We start from the raw sequence: 24,556 nt of genomic DNA on the forward strand, positions 1-24,556 counted from the left end.
GCCTCCCCCGTGGCCGGTGCGTCCGAGCCCGAAAGCCGAGCCCTCCAAGGGAGCTGCCGCCCGGCCTTCCCTGCCGCCCGGCCTTCCCTGGCGACCGACCTTCCTCGTAACTGCCCTTCCCCGTAACTGACCTACCCCGTAACTGACCTTCCGTCAGAATGAAACGTGTTCTAGTCTGCGCGCATGGGCATCGGAATCACGCAAGAGCAACGCGAATTGGCGCAGGCCGTCCGCGGCTGGATCGCCCGCGCCGTGCCGCCCGAAGAGGTGCGCAAACTCCTCGACGCCCCCGGCGGCGACGCCGGACGGCCCGCGTGGTGGGCCGGGCTCGCCGAACTCGGGCTGCTCGGACCGCACTTGCCGCACGAGTGCGGGGGCGACGGCGGCGAACTGCTGGACCTGGCGGTGGTCCTGGAGGAGACCGGCCGGGCCGCGCTCCCCGGCCCGTACCTGCCCACCGTGCTCGCCTCGACCCTGCTGAACGCGGGGGACCGCCCCGACCTCGCCCGCACCCTCGTCGACGGGAAGCGCGCCGCGGCCGTCGCCCTCGGCGCCGGTTCGCTGACGGCCGTCGCGACCGGCGACGGCTACGTACTCGACGGCACCGCCCCGCCCGTGCTCGGCGGTGCGGACGCCGACCTGATCCTCCTGACCGCCGAGGCCGCCGACGGCCCGCTGTGGCTCGCCGTCGACGCCCGGACGCTGACCGTACGGGCCCAGGACAGCGCCGACGCCACCCGGCCCACCGCCGAGGTCACGGCCGCGGGGACCGCCGTGCCCGCCGGGCGGACCGTGGCCGTGGACGGCGCGCTCGTCCGCGACCTCGCCGCCGTCCTGTTCGCCGCCGAGGCGTGCGGCACCGCGGACTGGGCGCTGGCGACCGCCGCCGAGTACGCGAAGGTCCGCGAGCAGTTCGGCCGCCCCATCGGCCAGTTCCAGGCCGTCAAGCACCTCTGCGCCGACATGCTCGTACGCACCGAACAGGCCCGCGCCCTCACCTGGGACGCCGCCCGCGCGATGGACGCGGAGCCCGGCGCGCGGGCCCTGACGGCGGCCCTCGCGGCGGCCACCGCGCTGGACGCCGCGTACAGCTGCGCCAAGGACTGCATCCAGATACTCGGCGGCATCGGCTTCACCTGGGAACACGACGCCCACCTCTATCTGCGCCGCGCCACCGTCGCCCGCCAGCTGCTCGGCCCCGGCTCGACCCACCGGCTGCGCGCCGCCCGCCTCGCCGCCGACGGGGCCCGCCGCGAACTGCGCCTGGAACTGCCCCCGGAGGCCGACGCCCACCGCGCGCGGGCGCGCACCGCCATCGAGGCCGCCCGCGGCCTCGACCCCGCCGCCGCCCGCCGCGCCCTCGCCCCCGCCGGCTACGCCGCCCCGCACCTGCCGCCGCCGTACGGGCTCGGCGCCGGCCCCGTACAACAGCTGGCCGTACAGCAGGAACTGAAGGCGGCTCAGGTCAAGGTGAGCGACCTCGGCATCGCCACCTGGGTGGTGCCCTCCCTCATCGCCCACGGCTCCGAGGCGCAGCGCGACCAATACCTGCCGCCGACGCTCCGCGGCGAGGTGCTGTGGTGCCAGCTGTTCTCCGAGCCGGGCGCCGGCTCCGACCTCGCCTCGCTGCGCACCAAGGCCGTACGCACGGAGGACGGCTGGCGGATCAGCGGCCAGAAGGTGTGGACGTCGGCCGCCCAGTGGGCGCACTACGGCATCCTGCTGGCCCGTACCGACCCCGACGCCCCCAAGCACAAGGGGCTGACCTACTTCGTCGTCGACATGAAGCGGACCGAGGGCATCGACATCCGGCCGCTGAAGGAGATCACCGGGGACTCCCTCTTCAACGAGGTCTACTTCGACGACGCGCTGCTGCCGCCCGACGCCGTGGTCGGCGAGGTGGGCGACGGCTGGCGGGTCGCCCGCCACACCCTGGGCAACGAACGCGTCCACATGGCCGACCAGCTCACCTTCGACACCGGCCTGGAGACGCTGATCGCGCGGACCGGGGACGCCGACGGATCGGTGCGCGAACGGGTCGGCGCGCTCGCCGCCGAGGCCCACGCGCTCGCCTGCATCGGGCTCCGTACGACCCTCCAGCAGACCCTGGGCCTGGAGCCCGGCGCGGGCGCCAGCATCCGCAAGCTCGTCCAGACCCCGCACCAGCAGAAGGTCGCCGAACTCGCCCTGGAACTCCTCGGCCCGCAGGGCGCGGTGCGCGAGGGGCCGGGCGAGCGGGCCCTGCACGGCTTCCTGATGTCCCGCTGCCTGACCATCGCGGGCGGCACGACGCAGGTGCAGCTCAACGTCGTCGCGGAACGGCTGCTCGGCCTGCCGCGCGACCCGGAGCCCCGCCCCCTGATCTGAGGAGCTAGCCGTATGAAGGCGTACATCGTCGGCGTCGGGATGACGAAGTTCGAGAAGCCCGAGAGCCGGGACTGGCAGTACTGGGACATGGCCGAAGAAGCGGGCTCCAAGGCGCTCGCCGACGCCGGGATACCGTACGGGCTCGTCGAGCAGGTGCCCGTCGGCTACTGCTACCAGGGCTCGACCGCCGGACAGCGCGCGGCCTACGGGCTCGGCCTGACCGGCGTCCCCGTCTACAACGTCAACAACAACTGCGCGACCGGCGCCACGGCGCTGATGCTGGCCCGCCAGTTCGTCGAGGCGGGCGTCAACGACTGCGTGCTCGCGCTCGGCTTCGAGAAGATGAAGAAGGGCGCGCTCGGCGGCGGCGCGGACGGCGGCGACTTCAAGACCTCGCCCGTGGCCCGGCACTACGGCGTCATGGCCGCCCGGCACGGCTTCGAGCAGACCCCGCCCACCGCCCAGATCTTCGGCAACGCCGCCCGCGAGCACATGGAGCGGTACGGCACCACCGCCGAACAGCTCGCCGCCGTCGGCGCGAAGAACCACCGGCACTCGACGGGCAACCCCAACGCCCAGTTCCAGGAGGCCTATTCGGTGGACGAGGTGCTGGCGGCCAGGACCATCCACCGGCCGCTGACCAAGCTCCAGTGCTCCCCGACCTCCGACGGGTCGGCCGCCGCCGTCGTCGTGTCCGAGCGCTTCGCCGCCGAACACGGCCTGATGGAACGGGCGGTGGAGATCAGCGCCCAGGCCATGACCACGGACACCGAGGAGAGCTTCGCCTCCGGCTCGTGCGTCGACGTCGTCGGCAAGCCCATGTCGCGGGCGGCGGCCCGGCAGGTCTACGAGCGCTCCGGGCTCGGCATCGAGGACGTCGACGTGATCGAGCTGCACGACTGCTTCTCCGTCAACGAGCTGATCACCTATGAGGCGTTGGGGATGTGCGCGGACGGCGAGTCCGGCAAGCTCGTCGCCGACGGCGCGACGACGTACGGCGGCCGATGGGTCGTCAACCCGTCCGGCGGGCTGATCTCCAAGGGCCACCCGCTCGGCGCGACGGGCCTCGCACAGGCCGCCGAACTGGTCTGGCAGCTGCGCGGCGAGGCGGGCCCCCGCCAGGTCGAGGGCGCGCGTACCGGCCTCGCGCACAACATCGGGCTGGGCGGCGCGGCCGTGGTCACGCTGCTGCGCAAGCCGTAGCGGCCGCGCGTACAGGGCCGAAAAACGCACGGCATGCCGTACGCCCCGGCCCACCCGAAATCGGGAGGCGGGGGCGTACGGGGATCGCGGGGCGCGGGCGGCGTACGGTCGTGTGCGGCGTACAGGCCGTGTGCGGCGTACGAGCCGCGGCCGGCGTCAGCCCGCGCCGCGGGTCAGCACCAGGCCGGGGCCCGCCCGATGTTGCGGATGTAGCGGGCGGAGGACCACCCGTACGTACCGTCGCTGAGCAGGTACCAGCGCGGGTTGCCGCGGATGTTCTGGCCGTTGACCTTGCACACGATGTGCACGATCTGGCCGTACTTGTGCTTGCCGATCACCTTGTAATGGGTGCTCGGTCCGGTGCGGACCAGCAGGCCGGTCTTGGCGATGACGCGCCCCTTGTACGGGGCGTGGCCGTCGCCCGCCGGGGCGGCGATGGCGGGGCCGACCGCGGTGGCGGCGGCGAGGGCGCCGGTGGCGGTCACGAGGGCGAGCTTGCTGAGCTTCGACTGCGGAAACATCTGCTTCCTCCTGCGAAGGGACATCCCAACGGGATGGAACGGGGAGCCGGGGCGTTCGGGGACGCATGGCCGGGGCCGCGCCGCGCTGCCGCGGCGTGGTGGCCTTTCTCCGGCTGTGAGTGCGGTCCATCCCTTATGAGATGTACTGCGTGCCTCACGCGCCTCACGCTAAATATGTGGCTCTATGTCCGCAACTCGTCACTGTGTGCGGTTGCCTGCCTGGCGCCCCTCCGGAACCCCGCAGCCCTTTGCGCCCAACTAGAGCCAGCCGTTCTGGCGGGCCGTGCGCACTGCCTCCATCCGGTTGCGGGTCCCCGTCTTCCCGATCGCCGCGGAGAGGTAATTGCGCACGGTCGCGGGGGACAGATGCACCCGGCCCGCGATGTCGGCGACGGTCGCCCCGTCCACCGCCGCCGCCAGCACATCCCGCTCGCGCTGCGTGAGCGGATTGGGCCCCGCGCTCAGCGCCGCCGCCGCCAGCGCCGGATCGATGACCCGCTCACCCGCCAGCACCCGCCGGATCGCCGCCGCCAGTTCCTCCACCGGCCCGTCCTTCACCAGGAACCCGCTGGCCCCGGCCTCCATCGCCCGGCGCAGGTACCCCGGACGGCCGAACGTGGTCAGAATCAGCACCCGGCACTCCGGCAGCGCCCCGCGCAGCTCGGCGGCGGCGTCCAGCCCGCTGCGCCCCGGCAGCTCGATGTCGAGCAGCGCGACGTCCGGCCGTACGTCCTTGGCCGTGGGCAGGATCTCGTCCCCGTTCGAGACCTGGGCGACGACCTCGATGTCGTCCTCAAGGCCGAGCAGCAGCGCGAGCGCGCCCCGCATCATCCCCTGGTCCTCGGCGAGCAACACCTTGGTCACCTTGGCCACCTCGGTCATGTGGTCCGGGCCTCCTGGGTCCTGTTCTCGGTCGTGTTCTCGGTCCTGCTCTTCGTCGATGCCGAACGGTCGTCGTCCGCGTCTTCGTCCGCGTCCACCGGCAGTTCCGCCACCAGACGATAACCGCGACGCCCGGCGGACCCGCTGGTCAGGGAGCCCCCCGCGGCGGCCAGCCGTTCGGTGAGCCCCTTGAGGCCCGTACCGCGAGCGGTGTCGGGCGAGGCGGCCGGGCCGCGGCCGTCGTCGGTGATCTCCAGGTGGACGCCGTCGGGCTTGCCGCGGACCTCCACCGAGCAGTTGGCCGCGCCGCTGTGCCGCACGACGTTGGTGACGCCCTCGCGCACCACCCAGCCCAGCAGCGCCTCGGTCTGCGGCGCCAGCGGCGGGCCGGACTGGGTGATCCGGGTGTCGATGCCGGAGGCTTCCAGGAGGGAGCGGGCGCGGTCGAGTTCCGTGGTCAGGCTGCCCTCGCGGTAGCCGGAGACGGCCTCGCGGATCTCGGTGAGCGCCTGCCGGCCGACGGCCTCGATGTCGGCGGCCTGGCCGAGCGCGGCGTCCAGGTCGCGGGGCGCCAGGCGGCGTACGGCCTCGGCCTTGACGACGATCACGGACATGGTGTGGCCGAGCAGGTCGTGCAGGTCGCGGGAGAAGCGGAGCCGCTCCTGTTCGACGGCGCCGCGCGCCAGTTCCTCGCGGGTGTCGCGGAGCTGACGCACGGCCTCGAAGAGGGAGATGACCATGGCGATGACCACGCCGGAGAGCAGAGTGCCGTACCCCATGAGCGCCGCTTCGCTCCCGTCGCCGAATATTCCGGTGATGGCCCCGGCCGAGCCGGAGAAGATCATCATTGTGAGGCCCAGGGCGCGCTGCGTGCCGCGCAGCGTGACGCCCGCGCTGACCGCCAGCAGGAGGAAACAGTGGGTCCACTGGGATCCGTAGCCGATGGCGAGGGGGTAGGCGGCCGCGGCCTCGACGGCGAGCAGGCTTCGGGCCAGGTGGGAGTGGCGACGCTCGTCGAAGCCCAGGGTGACGGTGCCGGCGTAGCAGCCGGCGAAGATCAGCAAGCCCGCGGCGGCGAGCCAGGGCAGCGGCGGCTCGCCCTCGGCGACGTCGATGGCGTTCCCGCTGAGGATGAAGAGCCAGGGCAGGAGGGCCCACCTGTTCGGCGCCTTGCGCGGGACGTTGGCCAAGATGTCGCTCATGCCCACGACCCTACGTATCCGGCCGTGAGCTGCGTAGATGCGGATGTCCGGGGTCGGCCGTGACATTTGTACCGGTGGGGTGGGAAGGGGCGCGTCGAGCCGGTTACCTGATGGGCCGTCAGCAGTGCTCTTCACAGTCGCCGGGGGATCGGCTATACATGGGCCACCGGCTAGAACGCGTTCTAGAACGGCGCGGGCGGCCGGCCGCAACGGCTCCGGCGCGATCGACGGTGCGGACGGCCGCGCCGGAGCTGTGCAACCGCCTGCCGCGTACCGCCTGCCGCGCACCACCGACCGCCATCGCCTACGAACCACCCCGAACCGCCGCCGTCCATGAACCACTGCCGTCCACGAACCACCGCGAACCACTGCCGTCCACGAATCACCACGAACCGCCGCCGTCCACGAACCGCCGCCACGTGGCGAAGGAGCAGTACCCCATGCCCATCGATGCCGCGAAGGCCACCTCGGCCGAGCCCCGCAGTACCGATCTCACCTGGGACCACAAGGACGTCCAGCTCTACCACCTGGGCATCGGCGCGGGCCGCCCCGCCACCGACCCCGACGAACTCCGCTACACCCTGGAGAGCAAACTCCACGTGCTCCCCAGCTTCGCGACCGTCGCGGGCGCCGGCATGGCCGTCGTCGGCGGCCTCGACGCCCCCGGCATCGACGTCGACCTCGCCGCCGTCCTGCACGGCAGCCAGCGGATCGAGCTGCACCGCCCGATCCCCGTCCAGGGCACGGCCACCCAGACCTCCACCGTCCCCGCCGTCTACGACAAGGGGAAGGCCGCCGTCATCGTGCTGCGCTCCGAGGTCGCCGACGCCGACGGGCCGCTCTGGACCTCCGACACCCAGATCTTCGTCCGCGGGGAGGGCGGCTTCGGCGGCGAACGCGGCCCCTCCAGCCGCCTCGAACTCCCCGACCGCGCGCCCGACCACACCGTCGAGCGCGCCATCCGCGAGGACCAGGCCCTCCTCTACCGCCTCTCCGGCGACTGGAACCCGCTGCACGCCGACCCCGAGTTCGCCAAGCTCGCCGGGTTCGACAAGCCGATCCTGCACGGGCTCTGCACCTACGGCGTCGCCCTCAAGGCCGTCGTGGACACCGTCCTCGGCGGTGACGTCGCGCGCGTGCGCTCGTACTCCGCGCGCTTCACCGGCGTCGTCCTCCCCGGCGAGACCCTGCGCGTCCGCATGTGGCGGGAGGACGGCCGGGTCCAGGTGTCGGTCACCGCCGCCGAGCGGGACGACGCGCCGGTCCTCGCGGACACCGTCGTCGAGTACGCGTAACGCCGAACGGGCCGCCTTCACGGAGAACGCCCGGCGACCATCCGCATCCGTACGCACCCCATGTAAGGAGCCGCACCATGCGCGCAGCCGTGCAGCAGGAGATCGGACAGGACAAACTGGAGGTCTTCGACGACGTCGAGACGGTGGGGTTCGGCCCCGGCAAGGTCAAGATCCGCATCAAGGCCACCGGGCTCTGCCACTCCGACGTGTCCGCGATGAGCGGCGTGCTGCCGCAGCCCGCCCCCTTCGTTCCCGGCCACGAGGGCGCGGGCGAGATCCTCGACGTCGGCGACGGCGTCAGCGGGCTCGCCCAGGGGGACCGCGTACTGGTCTGCTGGCTGCCCGCCTGCGGCGCGTGCCCGTCCTGCAAGCGCGGCCAGAGCCAGCTCTGCCTGACCGGCTTCATGAACGCGGGCACCCCCAACTTCAAGCGCCCCGGCGGCGACGTCTTCGGCTTCGCCGGCACCGGCACCTTCACCGAGGAGGTCGTGGTCGGAGCCGGCTGCGCCGTGCCGATCCCCGACGACGTGCCGTACGAGATAGCGGCGCTCATCGGCTGCGGCGTGACCACCGGCCTCGGGGCCGTCTTCAACACCGCGAAGGTCGAGGCCGCCTCGTCGGTCGCCGTGATCGGCTGCGGCGGCGTCGGCCTCTCCGTCATCCAGGGCGCGCGGGCCAGCGGCGCCGCGCAGATCGTCGCCGTCGACCCGGTCGCCTCCCGGCGCGAGGCCGCACTGCGGTTCGGGGCGACGGAGGCGGTGGCGCCGGACGGGCTCGCCGACGCCAAAGCCCGGATCACCGGCGGCGAGGGCTTCGACTACGTCTTCGAGGTCGTCGGCAAGTCCGCCACCGCCCGCACCGCGTACGAGAACACCCGGCGCGGCGGCACCCTGTGCGTCGTCGGGGCGGGTGCGATGGACGACATCTTCCAGGTCAACATGTTCGAGCTGTTCTTCGACGAGAAGAAGATCCTGCCCTCCCTGTACGGCGGCGGCGACGTGCTGCGGTCCTACGAGCGGTCGATCGCGCTGTGGCGCGCGGGCCGCATCGACCTCGAAGGGCTGATCACCCACCGGGTGCGGCTCACCGAGATCAATGACGCGCTCGACCAGATGCGTACGGGCGAGGCGCTGCGCACCTGCATCGAACTGTGAACCCGCACCGAGCCCATGTAGCTCACCGAGCCCACTCCGAACGCTAGGAGACGCACATGTCACTCCAGGGCAGGACGGCCGTCGTCACCGGCGCCGGCCGCGGCCTCGGCCGCGCCGAGGCGCTCGAACTGGCGCGGCTGGGCGCCAACGTCGTCGTCAACGACCTCGGGCGGCCCGGCCGCGACGGCTCCGGCGAGGCGTCGGCCGCACCCGCCGAGGAAGTCGTCGAGGAGATCCGCGCCGCGGGCGGCCAGGCCACGGCCCATCTCGGCGACGTGGCCGACTTCGAGGACGCGCGGGCGCTCGTACAGCTGGCTGTCGACACGTACGGACAGCTCGACATCCTCGTCAACAACGCGGGCATCCTGCGGGACCGGATGATCTTCTCGATGAGCGAGGAGGAGTGGGACACCGTCATCCGCGTCCACCTCAAGGGCCACTTCAACACCGTGCACTTCGCCTCCGTCCACTGGCGCGAGCGGTCCAAGGCGACGGGCGGGCCGGTCTACGGACGGATCGTCAACACGTCCTCCGAGGCGTTCCTCGCGGGCTCGGCCGGGCAGCCCAACTACGCGGCGGCCAAGGGCGGCATCGTCGGCCTCACCACGTCGAGCGCCGCCGCTCTCGGCAAGTACGGCGTCACCGCCAACGTGATCTGCCCGCGCGCCCGCACCCGGATGACCGAGGACGTCTTCGCCGGGTTCGAGGTGCCCGGGGACGGCGACCTCGACGCGCTCGCCCCCGAGCACGTCTCGCCGCTCGTCGGCTACCTCGCCTCACCGGCGGCCGAACGCGTCAACGGCCAGGTCTTCGTCGTGCACGGCGGGATGGTGGCGGTACTCGAACGGCCCAAGGTGGCGGCCAAGTTCGACACCGGGAAGGACCGCTTCAGCGCGGCGGAGCTGGACGAGCTGCTGACCCCGTACTACGAGGGGCGCCCGCCGAACGAGACGTTCGCGGCCGTGGAGGTGCTGGGCCTCAAACACGGCGGCTGAGGCGGCTGATACGGCCGGTACGGGCACACGCGCCAGTGGCCGCCGCGGGGTGGTGACCCCGGGGCGGCCACTGGCCGGTGCGGACGCGTCAGTCGCCGCTTCAGGACTGCTGGGCGGCAGCGTCCTCTTGGCGGCGGTGCTTTCCATGGACAGGTGCCGGGGAATCCTCCGGCAGTGCGGGACCGCGGTGCTTGCCGGCGCCGGAGCCAGCGGCTGCGGCCTGGGCGGACGCCTCGCGGGGGCGCGCCTCGGTCGTGTCGATACGGGCTTCGGGCATGTGGGACGTCACTCCGTTGAATCTCGCTGCGTGCTGTGCGCGTCGGGGGCCGTCGCAGTCGCGTACGGCGCAAATCAGACGTCAACACGCCTTCCACGCACGGCCGTTCGGAAACCTTAAACGGTCCCGCCCGGCACTGCCGCGTGGCCCCCGCGCCAGTCTACTGAACCCCGCCAAGCGGCCTGCGGACCGGGGTCCCTCGGCCCGTACGGAGCGGCGGGGTCGCCTTTCGCGCCTGTTGCAGCAGCACAGCTGCGAAGGGCCGTGCACCCGCGGGCGTTGGGCAGGAGCGGCCGATTCGGCTGCGCCCCTGCCCTGAGCGTCCTTCAGTGCGCCTGCGCCAGCGGCGCCTGTTGCAGCGGCACCGGACGGGGAGCCTCCGGCGGCAGCGGTTCGCTCCGGACGGCCTCTTGGGCGAAGGCCCAATCCTGTTCCGCGGCCTGCCCTTGTCCCTGTTGTTCCTGTTCCGTGGTCCGCTCGTGCTCCCGCGCCTGCGCCTGCGTCTGGGCCCCGGACTCCGGAGCCCCGCGCCGCGGCTCCGCCCCCGGCTCCGGCAGCAGCAGCCGCGCCACCCCGCACGGCACCTGCGGCGTCGCGTACGGCAGCAGCAGCCGGCCGCCCGGCGTCCACAGGCCCGCGCCCGTCAGCCACCCCATCGGCGCCGGGAACTGCTGCAACTGCCGTCCCATCGGCCGCCACACGCCGATCCACGGCCCGACCGCCCCGCTGCCGTGGGTGCTGTCGATCCGGAACGCCACCGCGCACGCCTCCGGCGTCAGCGACTGGCCGGGCTGCACCGCGAAGGGCGTCGCCGTCCCGCCCGGCACCCGCAGGCTCTCCGGGAACCGCACCGGGAGCGTGGAGCCGAGGACGCCCCAGCCCAGCCGCTGCTCGCCGGGGGCGTCGGACCGTACGAGCAGCAGACCGCTGTCCGGGTCCGCGAACAGCAGCCGGTCGTCGCTCTCCCGCGTGATCTGAAGCAGCGGACTCGTCTCGCCGCCCCGTTCCAGATCGACGACGACCGCCTTCGTCCGGCCCTCCAGCTCCTGGTCGAGGGCGAGCAGCCGGCCCGTACGGTCCAGCCAGCCGCCGCCCGTACAGCGGCCGGGGACCTCGGCGACGTGCTCGGGGCCGAAGGCGCCGCCGTGCACCAGCCACAGATCGGTGCCGTGCCGGCCGGGGGCGAGCGCGAACACGGACGAGCCGTCGGGCGCGGGTGGCAGCAGGGTCAGCCGCTCGCATTCGACGGCGCCGAGCGGCACCTCGCCGGTGCCGGGCCCGGTCGGGTAGAGCAGCGTGAGCGTGTGCCGTTCGGCGACGCGGCGGCGGATCAGCACCCGCCCGTCGGCGAGCGGCAGCACCTCGCTGTCGGGCTCCTCGGGCTGGTCGCCGGGGAGCGGTACGGCGTACGGCTCGGGTCCCGTCAGCGTCCACCGCTCCGGGAACCAGCCGCCCACCGTGCCCGCCGGACCGCCGAGCGTGAGGCGGGCCGCGTACGAGCCGTCCGCGGCGATCGTCAGCCCCGGGCGGCCCGGTGTGCTGCTGGTTGTGGCGGTCTCGTATGCACAGGCCGTCATCAGTGAAGTCACCTCCGTCACAGAAGGTAGTTTTCGCACTTCCTGGCGAAGGACGTGAGTTGAACCGATTCACACATAAGGGTGTCTCTCGACCGATTTGCCTGAGAGGTGGGGGGCGACTGTGCTGCTGTCGAGGCCCGCGTTTAAGGTAAGGCGTGCCTAAGTGGGCGCATTAGATCCAGATCCGTACAGGAGCACGTCATGCCCATACGCCGTCGCGGCGCCGCCGCCGTCGCCCTCTCCGCGGTCGCCGCGCTCTCGCTCGCGGCCTGCGGCTCCTCGGACGACGGCAAGGCCGGCAAGGACGGCGGCAACGGCTCGAAGGCCGTCGCCCAGGGCGGCAAGGACTTCGGGAAGGCCGCCGAGCAGACGGCGAAGATGGGCACGGACGCGAAGCCCGGCCAGTTCCCGCGGACCATCAAGCACGCGCTCGGCACGACGGAGCTGAAGGCCGCGCCCAAGCGGGTCGTCGTCCTCGACGTCGGCGAGCTCGACAACGTGGTCTCGCTCGGCATGAAGCCGGTCGGCTACGCGCCCACCGAGGGCAGCCAGGGCATCCCCGGCTACCTCAAGAACGCCGGCGACCCCAAGAACATCGGCACCATCAACAACCTCAACCTCGAAGCGATCAACGCGCTCCACCCGGACCTGATCCTCGGCAGCAAGCTGCGCGCCGAGAAGAACTACAAGGACCTCGCGAAGATCGCCCCCACCGTCTTCTCCATCCGCCCCGGCTTCACGTGGAAGGAGAACTACCTCCTCAACGCCGCGGCCCTGGACAAGACCGCCGACGCGAAGAAGAACCTCGCCGCGTACGAGGCCAAGGCCAAGAAGCTGGGCGACGACATCGGCGCGAAGGGCGCGAAGAAGCCGACGATCAGCATGCTCCGCTACATGCCGCAGTTCACGCGGCTGTACGCGCAGCAGTCGTTCATCGGCACCATCCTCAAGGACGCGGGCCTGCCCCGGCCCGCGAACCAGCAGGTCGACGACCTCGCCGTGCAGATCAGCCCGGAGAACATCAACAAGGCCGACGCCGACTGGATCTTCACCGGCGTCTACGGCGACCCCAAGGCCACCAAGCAGGACGCGGCCCAGGGCAACCCCCTGTGGAAGAACCTCAAGGCGGTCAAGGACGGCCACGCGAAGAACGTGAAGGACGAGACCTGGTTCCTGGGCCTCGGCGTCACGGCCGCCGACTCCGTCCTCGACGATCTCCGCGGCTACCTGGTCAAGTAGGACCCCTCGTACTGATCGCGTAGGACCGCCCGTCCCCGGCCGCGTAGAGCCGTCCCGCACGGCCGGGCATACGGGCACGGGTGGGAGGTAACCTTCCATCCGTGCCCGCACTGTCTGAAGTCCTCGCCGCCCTCGACGCCCTGTGGCCCCCGGAGCGGGCCGAGCAGTGGGACGCCGTCGGCACGGTCTGCGGCGACCCCGATGCCGCCGTACGCCGCGTGCTCTTCGCCGTCGACCCCGTACAGGAAGTCGTCGACGAGGCCGTGAAGCTCGGGGCCGACCTGCTCGTGACCCACCACCCGCTCTACCTGCGCGGCACGACGACGGTGGCCGCGGACACGTTCAAGGGGCGCGTCGTGCACACGCTGATCAAGAACGACATCGCCCTGCACGTCGCCCACACCAACGCCGACCGCGCCGACCCCGGCGTCTCCGACGCCCTCGCCGGCGCCCTCGACCTGCGGGTCACGGGCCCGCTCGTGCCCGACGCCGACGACGCCGCGGGCCGCCGCGGGCTCGGCCGGATCTGCGAGCTCGACCAGCCCGAGACGGCGAGCGAGTTCGCAGCCCGCGCCGCCGCCCGGCTCCCCGGCACCGCCCAGGGCATCCGCGTCGCGGGCGACCCGGAGCGCACTATCCGCACGGTCGCCGTCTGCGGCGGCTCCGGCGACTCCCTCTTCGACGAGGTACGGGCCGCCGGCGTCGACGCCTACGTCACCGCGGACCTGCGCCACCACCCGGCCTCCGAGGCCCAGCAGCACAGCCCGCTGGTCCTGGTCGACGCCGCCCACTGGGCCACCGAGTGGCCCTGGACCGAGCAGGCCGCGGCCCAGCTCGACGAGATCTCCGACCGCCACGGCTGGGGCCTGCGCACCCACGTCTCCCGCACGGTCACCGACCCTTGGACCGCCCACGCGGCGTCCTCGTCACCCAACGAATAACCAGGAGCTTCCACTGAACGCCGCGCCCGCCGACCAGATCCGCCTCCTCGACGTCCAGGCCCTCGACCTCCGCCTCTCGCAGCTCGCGCACAAGCGCAAGTCGCTGCCCGAGCACGCCGAGATCCAGGCCCTGGAGGCCGACCTCGCCCAGCACCGGGACCTCCTCGTCGCATCGCAGACCGAGGAGAGCGACACCGACCGCGAGCAGACCAAGGCCGAGCAGGACGTGGACCAGGTGCGCCAGCGCGCCGCCCGCGACCAGCAGCGCCTCGACTCCGGCGCCATCACCTCGCCGAAGGACCTGGAGAACCTCCAGCGCGAGATCGTCTCCCTCGCCAAGCGCCAGGGCGACCTGGAGGACGTCGTCCTGGAGGTCATGGAGCGCCGCGAGTCCGCGCAGGAGCGGGTCGGCGAACTGACCGCCCGCGTGGAGTCCGTGCAGGCCAAGGTCAACGACGCCACCGCGCGCCGGGACGCCGCCTTCGAGGAGATCGACGGCGAGGTGGCGACGGTCACCAAGGAGCGCGAGGTCGTCGCCGCGTCCATCCCCGCCGACCTGCTGAAGCTCTACGACAAGCTGCGCGCGCAGCAGGGCGGCGTCGGCGCGGCCAAGCTCTTCCAGCGCCGCTGCGAGGGCTGCCGCCTGGAGCTCAACATCACCGAGGTGAACGACGTACGGGCCGCCGCCGCCGACGAGGTCGTACGGTGCGAGAACTGCCGCCGCATCCTGGTCCGCACCGCCGACTCGGGGCTGTAAGTGGCGAATCGCTTCATCGTCGAGGCCGACGGCGGGTCCCGGGGCAACCCGGGGCCCGCGGGCTATGGAGCGGTGGTCCTCGACCCGGCGACGGGCGAGGCGCTCGCGGAGGCCGCCGAGTACATCGGCACGGCCACCAACAATGTCGCGGAGTACAAAGGTCTGATCGCCGGGCTGCGCGCGGCCAAGGCCCTCGACCCGGAGGCCACGGTCGCCGTCCGGATGGACTCCAAGCTGGTCGTCGAGCAGATGTCGGGCCGCTGGAAGATCAAGCACCCTGATATGAAGCCGCTGGCGGCCGAGGCGAGTGCGGTCCTCCCGCCGTCTCAGGTGACGTACGAGTGGATTCCGCGCGAGAAGAACAAGCACGCGGACCGTCTCGCGAACGAGGCCATGGACGCGGGCAAGGCGGGGAAGCAGTGGAGCGCGGCCGGCTCGTCGGCGGCAGTGTCCTCACGCGGCTCCGCCGAGTCCCTTGCCTCTCTGGACGAGGAGGCCGAGCCCGTGGCCGCGCCCGTCGGCTGGGCCGCCCCCGCCGACCTCGGGCAGCCCGCCACGTTCGTCCTGCTGCGGCACGGAGAGACGGCCCTCACCCCGCAGAAGCGGTTCTCCGGGAGCGGCGGCGACGACCCCGAACTCTCTGCCGCCGGCCGCCGCCAGGCGGATTCCACCGCCGCCGCGCTCGCCGCGCGCGGCACCGTACAGGCCGTCGTCAGCTCCCCGCTGCGCCGCTGCCGGCAGACGGCCGAGACGGTCGCCGCGCGGCTCGGCCTCGACGTCCATATCGACGACGGCCTGCGCGAGACCGACTTCGGCGCCTGGGATGGCCTCACCTTCGCCGAAGTGCGCGAACGTCACCCGGACGACCTCGACGCCTGGCTCGCCTCCACCAAGGCCGCTCCCACGGGGGGCGGCGAGAGCTTCGCCGCCGTCGCCCGTCGCGTCGCGCTGTCGCGCGACAAGCTCATCACCCGGTACGCGGGGCGCACGGTCCTGCTGGTCACCCACGTGACGCCGATCAAGACGCTGGTACGGCTCGCGCTGGGCGCGCCGCCGGAGTCGCTGTTCCGGATGGAACTGTCGGCGGCGTCGCTGTCGGCGGTGGCGTATTACGGGGATGGGAACGCGTCGGTCCGCCTCCTGAACGACACCAGTCACCTGCGGTGAGCTTGGTGCCGGTCACCTGCGGTGGGCTGGGCTTCTGCGGTGCCGGTCACCTGCGGTGGGCTGGGCTCCTGCGGTGCGGGGGGCTTTGCGTCGTGCCGTCGCGGCTGTCCCTGCGGGGCGTTTCACCTGCGGTGGGCTGAGCCCCTGCGGGGCGGTACACCTGCGGTGGGCTGAGCCCCTGCGGGGCGGTACACCTGCGGTGGGCTGGGCTCCTGCGGTGTGAGGTGCTTTGCGTCGTGCCGCCGCGCTTGCCCCTGCGGGGCGTTTCACCTGCGGTGGGCTGCCCCTGCGGGGTGCTTCACCTGCGGTGGGCTGGGCTCCTGCGGTGCGAGGTGCTTTGCGTCGTGCCGCCGCGGCTGCCCCTGTGGGGTGTTTCACCTGCGGTGGGCTGCCCCTGCGGGGCGCTTCACCTGCGGTGGGCTGAGCCCCTGCGGTGCGGGGTGCTTTGCGTCGTGCCGCCGCGGCTGCCCCTGCGGGGCGTTTCACCTGCGGTGAGCTGAGCCCCCGTGGGCTGGTGCGGCGTGCGTTGTGGTGCGGGGGCGGGCCGCGACGGGGGATCTCCGGGCTGCTTCGCTTTACGCCCTGAGATGCCCCCGTCGCGGCCCGCCCCCTCCCGTCGTCGTACGGCTGCCCGGCGTCTCTTTCGGGCCCGTCGTCGTTCGGCTCTTGTTCAGCGCAGCGTCGCGGCCTCGCGGGCCAGGTTTTCGACGCGGGCCCAGTCCTTCGCGCGGAGCGCGTCGGCCGGGAGCATCCAGGTGCCGCCTACGCAGCCGACGTTGGGGAGGGCCAGGTAGGCGGGGGCGTTGGTGAGGCCGATGCCGCCGGTCGGGCAGAAGCGGGCCTGGGGGAGGGGCGAGGCGAGGGATTTGAGGTAGGCGGTGCCGCCTGCGGCCTCGGCCGGGAAGAACTTCATCTCGGTGATGCCGTGCTCCAGCAGGGTCACCACCTCCGAGGTGGTCGAGACCCCCGGGAGGAAGGGGACGCCGGACGCCCGCATCGCCTCCACCAGGTTCGGCGTCCATCCAGGACTCACCAGAAAGCGGGAGCCCGCCTCCACGGCGGCGTCCACGTGGGCGGGGTTCAGGACCGTACCCGCGCCCACCATCGCCTCCGGTACCTCGGCCGCTATCGCGCGTATCGCGTCGAGTGCGGCCTCCGTGCGCAGGGTCACCTCGATCGCGGGCAGGCCGCCCGCGACGAGGGCGCGGGCGAGTGGCACGGCGTCGGCCGCGTCGTCCAGGACGACGACGGGGATGACGGGGGCCAGGTCGAGTACGGAAGCGGGGGCCGGGGTAGCGGCGGCAGCACTGGTCACGGCACCATCCTGCGCGCGTACCTCATTGTGCGCAACGAGCGTTGCGCATGGTGCAATGATAGGGGGTGGTCAGAGCTCCGTCACGATCACATCCAGCGCCCACGGGCGGCCCGCCTTCGCGGGCGCCTCGGCCTCCACCGTGTACCCCAGTTCGCGCACCGTCCCCACCAGTTCCTCCGGCCCGCCCGGCGCCGCGCCGCTCACCAGCAGATCGCGCACCAGCCGCCCCTTCGTCGCCTTATTGAAGTGGCTCACCACGGACCGCTTCTCCACCCCGGCCACCATCTTCGACTGGAGCACCCGCACCGTCGCCGTACGCTCCGCGACCTCGCCCTTCGGCTTCCACGCCGACGCGTACGCCGCCGAGCGCAGATCCAGCACCAGCCCGTCCCCGGCCGCCGCCGGCAGCACGTCGGCCATCGGCCCCCGCCAGTACGCGCCGAGCGCCCCCGTCCCCGGCAGCTTCACCCCCATCGAGCAGCGGTAGGAGGGGATGCGGTCGCCGATCCGCACCGCGCCCCACAGCCCGGAGAAGACCAGCAGCGACCGCTCCGCGCGCCGCCGGGCCGCCGCGTCCAAGGTCGCCAGGCCCAGCGCGTCGTACAGCACGCCCGTATAGATCTCACCGGCCGGCCGCGTCCCGGCCTCCCGCAGCGCCGCGTTCTTCGCGATCTCGCCGCGCAGCCCGTCGCTCAGCCCCAGTACCCGCGCGGCCTTCTCCTCGTCGCCCGCGCACAGGTTCACAAGTTCGTCGAGTACGGCCCCGCGCGCGGCCGTCAGCTCCGGGAGCGACAGCGCCGCCAGGTCCAGCGGGGCCCCGGAACCACCGGCGGCCTTCCCCTCCGACGGCGGCAGCAGCACGAGCACGACGATCTCCTTCAGGCGGTGGTACGGGACGGGGCGACCCCGAGGCAGCTTAAATCCTGCCCGGCCGCACTCGCCCCGGACGCCCGCCCACGCCCGTACGCGGGGGAGTCCCCACGCCCGTAGCCGGGGAGCCCCCACGCCCGTACGCGACGACGGCCGCCCCACGCCCGTACGCGACAGTCACCGTGCCGCGCGCCGCGCGCCGTCCTACGCTCGGTGCCATGCCCCGCCGCCATATGCATGTGACCGACACGGACGGCGCCCCCCTGCGGGCCGCGCTGTGCGAGTTGCGCACGAAGATGGAGCTTCCCGAGGCGTTCGAACCGGCCGTCCTCGACGAGGCCGAACAGGCCGCCAAAAGCCCCCGCCTGCCCGACCACGACGCCACCGACCTGCCGCTCTTCACCATCGACCCGCCCGATTCGATGGACCTCGACCAGGCCATGTTCCTCGCCCGCCGCGACGGCGGCGGCTACCGCGTGCACTACGCCATCGCCGACGTCGCCGCCTTCGTCACCCCCGGCCGCGCCCTCGACGCCGAGGCCCACCGCCGCGTCATGACCCTCTACTTCCCCGACGAGCGCGTACCCCTGCACCCCGCCGTCCTCGGCGAGGCCGCCGCCAGCCTGCTGCCCGACCAGGACCGGCCCGCACTCCTGTGGCAGCTCGACCTCGACCCGTCCGGCCAGGTCGTACGGACCGACGTGCGCCGCGCCCTCGTCCGCAGCCGCGCCAAGCTCGACTACGCGGGCGTACAGCGCGCCATCGACTCCCGTACCGCCGAGGAACCGCTCTCCCTCCTCCGCGAGATCGGCCTGCTCCGCGAGGAGCTCGAACGCGAACGCGGCGGCATCTCCCTGCACGTCCCCGAGCAGGAGATCGTCGAGCGCGGCGACAGCTACGCGCTCGAATACCGCGCCCCGCTGCCCGCCGACGGCTGGAACGCCCAGATCTCCCTGATGACCGGCATGGCCGCCGCGGACCTCATGCTCCGCACGGGCACCGGCATCCTGCGCACCCTCCCGGCCGCCCCCGAGAGCGCCGCCGCCCGGCTGCGCCACGTCGCCCGCGCGCTCGGCGTCGACTGGCCCGACGGCATGCCGTACGCGCAGGTCATCCGCTCCCTCGACGCGCGCCGCATTAACCACGCCGCCTTCCTCCAGGAATGCACCGCCCTGTTGCGCGGCGCCGGCTACACCCTCTTCGAGGGCGAGGCCCCACAGCCCGCCGAGGCCGTACACGCCGCGGTCGCCGCCCCGTACACGCACTGCACCGCCCCGCTGCGCCGCCTCGTCGACCGCTACGCGGGCGAGCTGTGCCTGGCGGGGGCCGCGGGAATCGAGCCGCCCGAGTGGGCGCGCGAGGCGCTCGACGCGCTGCCGGGGGAGATGGAGGGCGGTTCCCGGCGGGCGAACCAGGCCGAGCGGGAGAGCGTGGACCTGGTGGAGGCGGCGTCGCTGCGGGGCCGGGTCGGCGAGATCTTCGACGCGTACGTGGTGGACGTACAGCCGAAGCGGCCGTCCTCCGGCACGGTCCACCTCTACGAACCGGCGGTCATCGGCCGCGTCGACGGCGCCCCGGACGCGCCGCCGCTCCCGCTCGGGCACCGGCTGCGGGTACGGCTGACGGAGGCGGAGCCGGGGCGGCGGAAGGTGCGGTTCGCGCCGGTGTGAGGGGTGCGGGGGGCCGCTCAGGCTGGTTCCGGTGCCGGTAGCAGCGCCCGTACCGCCGTGACCAGCGCGGTGGGGTCGTCGGCGTGGCAGCGGATCGTACGGGCCTGGCGCGGCGCGCCGAGGAGTGTGCGGTAGCCGACCGGCTCGGTCAGCTCCACGGTGACGGAGGTCTGCCCGGCGATGGGCAGTTCCAGCACGTCGTCGGGGGCCTTGGCGGCGGGGAAGCGGACGTCGCGGCGTACGGAGGCGATGAGTTCGGGGGCGACCCGTAGATCGATCCGGGCGGCGGCCCGGACGCGCAGTCCGGCGGGGCCGACGGTGTGCGGGCGGGTGACGGCGGCGGCGTGCAGGCCGAGCACGAACAGCACGCCGTACAGGTCGATGACCAGCGTGATGAGGTGCGCGACGGGAAAGCCGGAGAGCAGTACGGCGAGCCCGGCCGTCTCGACGACGGCGACGAAGACGAGGGAGTAGAGCATGGAGGCTTGAGCTCGGGCGTACCCGAACCCTTCAGCGCTGCCGCCGACCCCGTCCCGCCGCCTGGCTGCCCACAGCCCGAGGCTGACGGCTGTGCGTCCTTCATGCGCCGCTACGAGGCGGGCCTTGCGCAGGGCGCTCATCGAGGGTCGCCTCCAGCCTGGGCGCGGGAAACGAGCAGCCGCATCGCGCCGCGTACGGCGGCGGCCTGGGCGGGGGAGAAGTCGGAGAACAGCACGCCTACGAAGCCGTCCTGAGCGTTCTCTCCCACTCCCACCCCCACTCCCGCTTCGGCCTCTGCGGCGATTTCTGCCGCCACGCCGGGCGGCAGGCAGTCGGCGAGCAGTCGGGCGGCCTCGTCCACGCGGGGGTCGGCGGGGTCCGCGTCCGCGAGGGTGTCGAGGAGCGCGTACACCTCGTACGCGCGCTCCATCGCCCCCGGCTCGGCCGCCGTCGACCGCAGCAGCGCCACGAGCCGCTCGCGGTCCTCGGGCGCGGCGGCGGTCTCCAGCAGGGCCAGCAACTCCCGTTCCTTGGCGGCGGTGGCGGGCTCCGGGCCGGGGCGCGCGGCGCCGACCCGGGCCATCTCGGCGTAGAGCGCGGCGAGTTCGGCGGAGACCGGCCCCTCGGCGGTCAGGGCCCCCTCCTCGGCCTGGCGCAGCAGCACCGCCACCCGCGCCCGCCGCTCACGGACCGCCGCCTCCTGGCGGGCGAGGTCCGCGTCCAGCTCGCCCAGCACCTCGCGCAGCTCGCGCCCGGAACCGTCGGCGAGCACGTCCCGTACCTCGTCCAGGCTCAGGCCCAGATCGGTCAGGCGGCGTACGCGCGTCAGGGCGACGGCGTCCCGGAGCCCGTACGCGCGGTAGCCGTTGGCGAGCCGCGGCGGCTCGGGGAGCAGCCCGAGGTGGTGGTAATGGCGTACGGTCCGGGGGCTGACGGCCGCCAGCGCGGCGAGCTCTCCGATTCTCATGGGACCAGTAGAAACGTTGCCGTCGCGGCAAGGTCAAGCCTTGTCGGGCCTTCCGTGGCAGGCCAGGTAGCATGGGCGGCACGGCGGACGAGCCGGCCGGGCGGCCGCGTGAGGATCTTCGGATCCTCCCGAGGAACGTCCGGGCTCCACAAGGCAGGGTGGTGGGTAACGCCCACCCGGGGTGACCCGCGGGACAGTGCCACAGAAAACAGACCGCCGGGGGCCGCGAGGCTTCCGGTAAGGGTGAAACGGTGGTGTAAGAGACCACCAGCCTCCGAGGCGACTCGGAGGGCTAGGTAAACCCCACCCGGAGCAAGGTCAAGAGGGGCCGTCGGCTGACGGCCCTGCGCGGACGTTCGAGGGCAGCCGGCCCGAGTCCGCGGGTAGACCGCACGAGTCTGTCGGCAACGGCAGACCTAGATGGATGGCCGCCTCCCCCGGGGCCGCAAGGCCCCAGGGAGACAGAACCCGGCGTACAGGCCGACTCGTCCGCCGCCTACCGGTTCGCCGGCCTGCTTGCACATGGCCCCTGGCCCGCTGATCCACTGGGATGGCGGGCCAGGGGCTTTGTTTTTGCCGCCCGCTGCATGCCGTCTACCGGTGGGGCATAGGACTTCCCTATAGCGGCTGCTGACTTTTCGTCTTTGCCTCTCGTTGTTTTCCGATCGTACTGTGAAACAGCTCGATGAGGTGTGCGTCGCGATTTCTCCAAAGATTCGCGATCAGGTCGCGGTCGATTCTTTTCTGTCGAGCGGGCGACGAATACTTCGATGAACGTATTGAATCTATTGTTGAGAGGGCCGGTGGCATGACCACGATCGAGAATGGTTCGGGAACGCGAGGAATCCGGGAACTCGCGGGGAAGCGGGCCGTGGTCACGGGTGGTTCCCGCGGAATCGGAGCGGCCATCGTGCGCCAGCTCCTGGACGCGGGCGCCGAGGTACTCACGACCGCGCGGTCGGCGACGAGCACGGTGCCGGAAGGGGCCTCCTTCGTGGCGGCCGACGTGCAGACGCGGGCCGGCGCGGAAGCACTCGCGCTGGCCGCGCAGGAGAAGCTCGGCGCGGTGGACATCCTGGTCCACAACGCGGGCGGGGCGAAGCCGTACAAGGGGGCTCTGGCCATTCCCGACGAGGCGTGGCAAGAGGCGCTGAACCTGAACTTCCTGGCGGCCGTGCGGCTTGACGCGCTGCTGGCGCCGGGGATGCGGGGGCGGGGTTCGGGGGCGATCGTGCACATCTCCTCGGCCGCGGTCCCCACCGTGGCACCGCCGTTCCTGCACTACGCCACGGCGAAGGCGGCGCTGGAGAACTACAGCCGGGGACTGGCCGCGGAGCTGGCCCCGTCCGGAATCCGGGTCAACACCGTGTCCCCCGGCAGGACCGCCACCCCCGGCGGCGAAGCGACGCGGGAACAGTGGGCGCTCCTGACCGAGGGGCCCGGCCAGGACAACACCGCCCCGCCGCTGGGGCGCGACGGACTGCCCGACGACATCGCCAACGCGGTGCTGTTCCTCACGACGGAACGGGCGGGCTGGCTGACCGGGAGCAATATCGTCGTGGACGGCGGAGAATTCCCCAGGGGCTGATGCCGAAGGAATTCCGGAGCGTCGATTTCGTAGCGCTTCGATTTCGTGAAATTCATCCCGGCGTGTCCCTGTGAGGGGCGCTCTCGCTGGGCGTGCGATCGGTGACTGTTCGCGCCGAGACGGAATGTGGATGACCGGCGCCCGCTGACGGTGACCCACCGCACTGACAAAGCAGCATCAGGAAAGGCAACGAGAAATGTCCCAGGGGCTGGAACTACAAGGCAAGACCACGCTGGTCACCGGCGGCACCTCCGGCATCGGTCTGGCAACCGCCCGCATGCTGGCCCGCGCGGGCGCCGAGGTCGTCATCACCGGCCGCGACGTCCAACGCGGCAAGAACGCCGAGCATGCGGCAGGGGAGGAGGGCGTGGTCCGGTTCCTCCCGGCCGACATGGCCGACTCGGACTCGGTCGCCGAACTGGCCCGCCGGAGCGGTCCGGTCGACATCCTCGTCAACAACGCGGGCGCCTTCCCCACCTCGCTCACCGTCGAACAGAGCGTGGAGGGCTACGAACGGGTCTTCAACACCAATGTGCGGGGCGCGTACTTCCTGGTCGCCGCGCTCGTACCGCACATGCTCGAAAAGGGCGAGGGCAGCATCGTCAACGTCACCTCGCTCGCGGCGTCCAAGGGCTTCCCGAACGCCTCGGTCTACAGCGCGTCCAAGGCCGCGCTGTCCTCGCTGACCCGCACGTGGGCGGCGGAGTTCGCCGCCGGCGGCGTACGAGTCAACAGCGTCTCCCCGGGGCCGACCCGTACCGAAGGCGTGCTGGCCGAATGGGGTGAGGAGGGCAACGAGGGCGTGGCCAAGACCTTGGGGCTCCAGCGAACGGCCAAGTCGGAGGAGATCGCCGAGGCGATCTGCTTCCTCGCCTCTCCGCGCGCCAGCTACATCACCGGCACCACACTCGACGTCGATGCCGGGGGCGCCGTCTTCTAAGGGCGAGTGGTCGGGTGCCCCGCCTTCAGGTGACGGACGACGGCTGCGGTCTGCGGCCTGCGGTCTGCGGCCTTGGCCGGGGGTACGTGCTGGTTCGCCGCCTATCGGTTGGTGTGGGGGCTGGGGTTGCAGGCGTTGCTGGGTGGGGCGGTATTGGGGGTGGGTGGGTGCTTGTTTCGTCTCGGACCCTCCGGGTCCAAGGCGCCAGCAGCGGGAGGGGAGGGGGCCGGGCTGCTCTCGGTTCGCGGCCCGTCGCCGTGTGCGTGGCTGAGGTCAGAGAAGGCTCGCTGCGCTTCACCGCTGGTTGCTGCCGCGAAGTGGTCGCGGTAGGGCTTTCGGGTGGGGGGTGGGGGTGGGTTGCGGCCCAATGATCCGGCAGGGGTGGGGAGCGGGTGGCCTGGGCTGGTTCGCTGCCCGTCGCCCGGTCCTGGGGTGAGGTCAGGGAGGGCTCCGCTGCGCTGCGCGGTCGGCCGCTGCCTCGTGGAGGGGCCTCGTTGGCTACTAGCAGGTAGGTAGGAGTTTCCGTCAGACAAAAGCGCCATAACGGGCGCGAAATCGGATGGAAACCCCAACCGGTTGCCCATTCAACCTGCCAGGCCGGGCATATCGGGCACGCGGGCGTCGGAGGGCGGTTTCCGCACCCTCAGCCCCCTGCTCCGGGTGCGGAAACCCTCCTCGGGCAGCAACCACGACCAGGCGCAGCGCAGCGAGCCACACCCCCTGCCAACTGTCGTGGATCACAGGCCCAAGCCACAAACCCACCCGCACCCGAAGACCCCTGCACCAACCCCATCGCGGCAGCAACCAGCAGGCAAAGCGCAGCGAGCCATCCCTGACCCCAGCCGAGAACCCACCCGCAGTCAGCCAACCGACAGCAGCCCGGCCCCCTCCCCTCCCGCTGCTAGCGCCTTGGACCCGGAGGGTCCGAGACGAAACAAGCACCCACCCACCCCCAATACCGCCCCACGCGGCAGCGCTTGGAGCCGCGCTCCCTCCCATTGCCTTCTGCGGATCACAGGCCGAGACGCACTCTCGCCCGCGCCCGACGCCCCCCGTATTAGCCCCATCGCGGCAGCAACCAGCGGCAAAGCGCAGCGAGCCTTCCCTGACCCCAGCTACAATCCCGGGTCGCAGTCAGCAAGCCGAGAG

The 24,556-nt window shown here is 72.4% G+C and carries 21 protein-coding genes and 1 other RNA gene; 13 read left to right on the forward strand and 9 right to left on the reverse strand.

All coding sequences use genetic code 11. From position 1 onward, the window contains the following. Positions 1 to 183 precede the first annotated feature (183 nt). The gene (locus AB0I22_RS22150) at positions 184 to 2,367 is read left to right on the forward strand and encodes an acyl-CoA dehydrogenase (protein WP_363132556.1); all 2,184 of its coding nucleotides are present in this window, start codon (positions 184 to 186) and stop codon (positions 2,365 to 2,367) included. 12 nt (positions 2,368 to 2,379) lie between these two features. Further along, complete coding sequence (locus AB0I22_RS22155; RefSeq protein WP_363132557.1) at positions 2,380 to 3,570, forward strand: lipid-transfer protein; 1,191 nt, start codon at positions 2,380 to 2,382, stop codon at positions 3,568 to 3,570. 173 nt (positions 3,571 to 3,743) lie between these two features. Here the strand turns inward: AB0I22_RS22155 and AB0I22_RS22160 are convergent, their stop codons facing one another. The 3 genes from AB0I22_RS22160 to AB0I22_RS22170 form a co-directional block, all read right to left on the reverse strand. Then, positions 3,744 to 4,091 carry an SH3 domain-containing protein gene (locus AB0I22_RS22160; protein WP_363132558.1) on the reverse strand — a complete coding sequence of 116 codons (348 nt, stop codon included), beginning with the start codon at positions 4,089 to 4,091 and terminating at the stop codon, positions 3,744 to 3,746. A gap of 258 nt (positions 4,092 to 4,349) precedes the next feature. Continuing rightward, positions 4,350 to 4,973, reverse strand: coding sequence for a response regulator transcription factor (locus AB0I22_RS22165; protein WP_363132559.1), 624 nt, complete (start codon positions 4,971 to 4,973; stop codon positions 4,350 to 4,352). Next, positions 4,970 to 6,175 carry a histidine kinase gene (locus AB0I22_RS22170; protein WP_363132560.1) on the reverse strand — a complete coding sequence of 402 codons (1,206 nt, stop codon included), beginning with the start codon at positions 6,173 to 6,175 and terminating at the stop codon, positions 4,970 to 4,972. The genes AB0I22_RS22165 and AB0I22_RS22170 overlap by 4 nt, the downstream gene beginning before the upstream one ends. 440 nt (positions 6,176 to 6,615) lie before the next feature. Here AB0I22_RS22170 and AB0I22_RS22175 point away from each other — a divergent pair, with 440 nt between their 5' ends. From AB0I22_RS22175 to AB0I22_RS22185, 3 genes are all read left to right on the forward strand, one after another. After that, on the forward strand, positions 6,616 to 7,470 hold the full coding sequence (locus AB0I22_RS22175) for a MaoC/PaaZ C-terminal domain-containing protein (RefSeq protein WP_363132561.1): 855 nt from the start codon (positions 6,616 to 6,618) through the stop codon (positions 7,468 to 7,470). Between the two features lie 77 nt (positions 7,471 to 7,547). Next, a complete protein-coding gene (locus AB0I22_RS22180) occupies positions 7,548 to 8,624 on the forward strand; it encodes a Zn-dependent alcohol dehydrogenase (RefSeq protein ID WP_363132562.1) in 1,077 nt (358 codons plus the stop codon). Between the two features lie 56 nt (positions 8,625 to 8,680). Next, complete coding sequence (locus tag AB0I22_RS22185; protein WP_363132563.1) at positions 8,681 to 9,619, forward strand: 3-oxoacyl-ACP reductase; 939 nt, start codon at positions 8,681 to 8,683, stop codon at positions 9,617 to 9,619. 100 nt (positions 9,620 to 9,719) lie between these two features. Here the strand turns inward: AB0I22_RS22185 and AB0I22_RS22190 are convergent, their stop codons facing one another. Beyond that, entirely contained in the window at positions 9,720 to 9,896 is a 177-nt protein-coding gene (locus AB0I22_RS22190; protein WP_363132564.1) for a hypothetical protein, read from the reverse strand. A 326-nt stretch (positions 9,897 to 10,222) separates the two neighbouring features. Beyond that, complete coding sequence (locus tag AB0I22_RS22195; RefSeq protein WP_363132565.1) at positions 10,223 to 11,473, reverse strand: hypothetical protein; 1,251 nt, start codon at positions 11,471 to 11,473, stop codon at positions 10,223 to 10,225. A 201-nt stretch (positions 11,474 to 11,674) separates the two neighbouring features. On the opposite strand from AB0I22_RS22195, the gene AB0I22_RS22200 reads away from it, so the two are divergent. The 4 genes from AB0I22_RS22200 to AB0I22_RS22215 all read left to right on the forward strand — a co-directional run bounded on the left by AB0I22_RS22200 (position 11,675) and on the right by AB0I22_RS22215 (position 15,577). Next, positions 11,675 to 12,712, forward strand: a complete 1,038-nt coding sequence (locus AB0I22_RS22200) for an iron-siderophore ABC transporter substrate-binding protein (RefSeq protein ID WP_363132566.1) — start codon at positions 11,675 to 11,677, stop codon at positions 12,710 to 12,712. 101 nt (positions 12,713 to 12,813) lie between these two features. Beyond that, positions 12,814 to 13,653 carry a Nif3-like dinuclear metal center hexameric protein gene (locus AB0I22_RS22205; RefSeq protein ID WP_363132567.1) on the forward strand — a complete coding sequence of 280 codons (840 nt, stop codon included), beginning with the start codon at positions 12,814 to 12,816 and terminating at the stop codon, positions 13,651 to 13,653. Positions 13,654 to 13,666: 13 nt separating this feature from the next. Next, the gene (locus AB0I22_RS22210) at positions 13,667 to 14,410 is read left to right on the forward strand and encodes a C4-type zinc ribbon domain-containing protein (protein WP_363132593.1); all 744 of its coding nucleotides are present in this window, start codon (positions 13,667 to 13,669) and stop codon (positions 14,408 to 14,410) included. After that, positions 14,411 to 15,577 (forward strand): bifunctional RNase H/acid phosphatase, encoded by a 1,167-nt coding sequence (locus AB0I22_RS22215; RefSeq protein ID WP_363132568.1) that lies wholly within the window; start codon positions 14,411 to 14,413, stop codon positions 15,575 to 15,577. 670 nt (positions 15,578 to 16,247) lie between these two features. On the opposite strand, the gene AB0I22_RS22220 is transcribed toward AB0I22_RS22215, so the two are convergent. Continuing rightward, complete coding sequence (locus tag AB0I22_RS22220; RefSeq protein WP_363132569.1) at positions 16,248 to 16,892, reverse strand: bifunctional 4-hydroxy-2-oxoglutarate aldolase/2-dehydro-3-deoxy-phosphogluconate aldolase; 645 nt, start codon at positions 16,890 to 16,892, stop codon at positions 16,248 to 16,250. A gap of 69 nt (positions 16,893 to 16,961) precedes the next feature. Beyond that, complete coding sequence (gene yaaA / locus AB0I22_RS22225) at positions 16,962 to 17,759, reverse strand: peroxide stress protein YaaA (RefSeq protein ID WP_363132570.1); 798 nt, start codon at positions 17,757 to 17,759, stop codon at positions 16,962 to 16,964. 221 nt (positions 17,760 to 17,980) lie between these two features. Here yaaA and AB0I22_RS22230 point away from each other — a divergent pair, with 221 nt between their 5' ends. Beyond that, entirely contained in the window at positions 17,981 to 19,432 is a 1,452-nt protein-coding gene (locus tag AB0I22_RS22230) for an RNB domain-containing ribonuclease (RefSeq protein WP_363132571.1), read from the forward strand. Positions 19,433 to 19,449: 17 nt separating this feature from the next. On the opposite strand, the gene AB0I22_RS22235 is transcribed toward AB0I22_RS22230, so the two are convergent. Both AB0I22_RS22235 and AB0I22_RS22240 read right to left on the reverse strand, forming a co-directional pair. Then, positions 19,450 to 20,052 carry a hypothetical protein gene (locus AB0I22_RS22235; protein ID WP_363132572.1) on the reverse strand — a complete coding sequence of 201 codons (603 nt, stop codon included), beginning with the start codon at positions 20,050 to 20,052 and terminating at the stop codon, positions 19,450 to 19,452. Further along, positions 20,049 to 20,879 carry a MerR family transcriptional regulator gene (locus tag AB0I22_RS22240; protein WP_363132573.1) on the reverse strand — a complete coding sequence of 277 codons (831 nt, stop codon included), beginning with the start codon at positions 20,877 to 20,879 and terminating at the stop codon, positions 20,049 to 20,051. The genes AB0I22_RS22235 and AB0I22_RS22240 overlap by 4 nt, the downstream gene beginning before the upstream one ends. Positions 20,880 to 20,967: 88 nt before the next feature. Here AB0I22_RS22240 and rnpB point away from each other — a divergent pair. From rnpB to AB0I22_RS22255, 3 genes are all read left to right on the forward strand, one after another. Further along, positions 20,968 to 21,371: RNase P RNA component class A (gene rnpB, locus AB0I22_RS22245), an RNA gene on the forward strand. Positions 21,372 to 21,687: 316 nt separating this feature from the next. Next, positions 21,688 to 22,467 (forward strand): oxidoreductase, encoded by a 780-nt coding sequence (locus AB0I22_RS22250; RefSeq protein ID WP_363132574.1) that lies wholly within the window; start codon positions 21,688 to 21,690, stop codon positions 22,465 to 22,467. A 196-nt stretch (positions 22,468 to 22,663) separates the two neighbouring features. Then, entirely contained in the window at positions 22,664 to 23,407 is a 744-nt protein-coding gene (locus tag AB0I22_RS22255; RefSeq protein ID WP_363132575.1) for an SDR family oxidoreductase, read from the forward strand. Positions 23,408 to 24,556: the final 1,149 nt, after the last annotated feature.

It is taken from the genome of Streptomyces sp. NPDC050610 (genome assembly GCF_040654875.1).
Classification (GTDB): Bacteria; Actinomycetota; Actinomycetes; order Streptomycetales; family Streptomycetaceae; genus Streptomyces.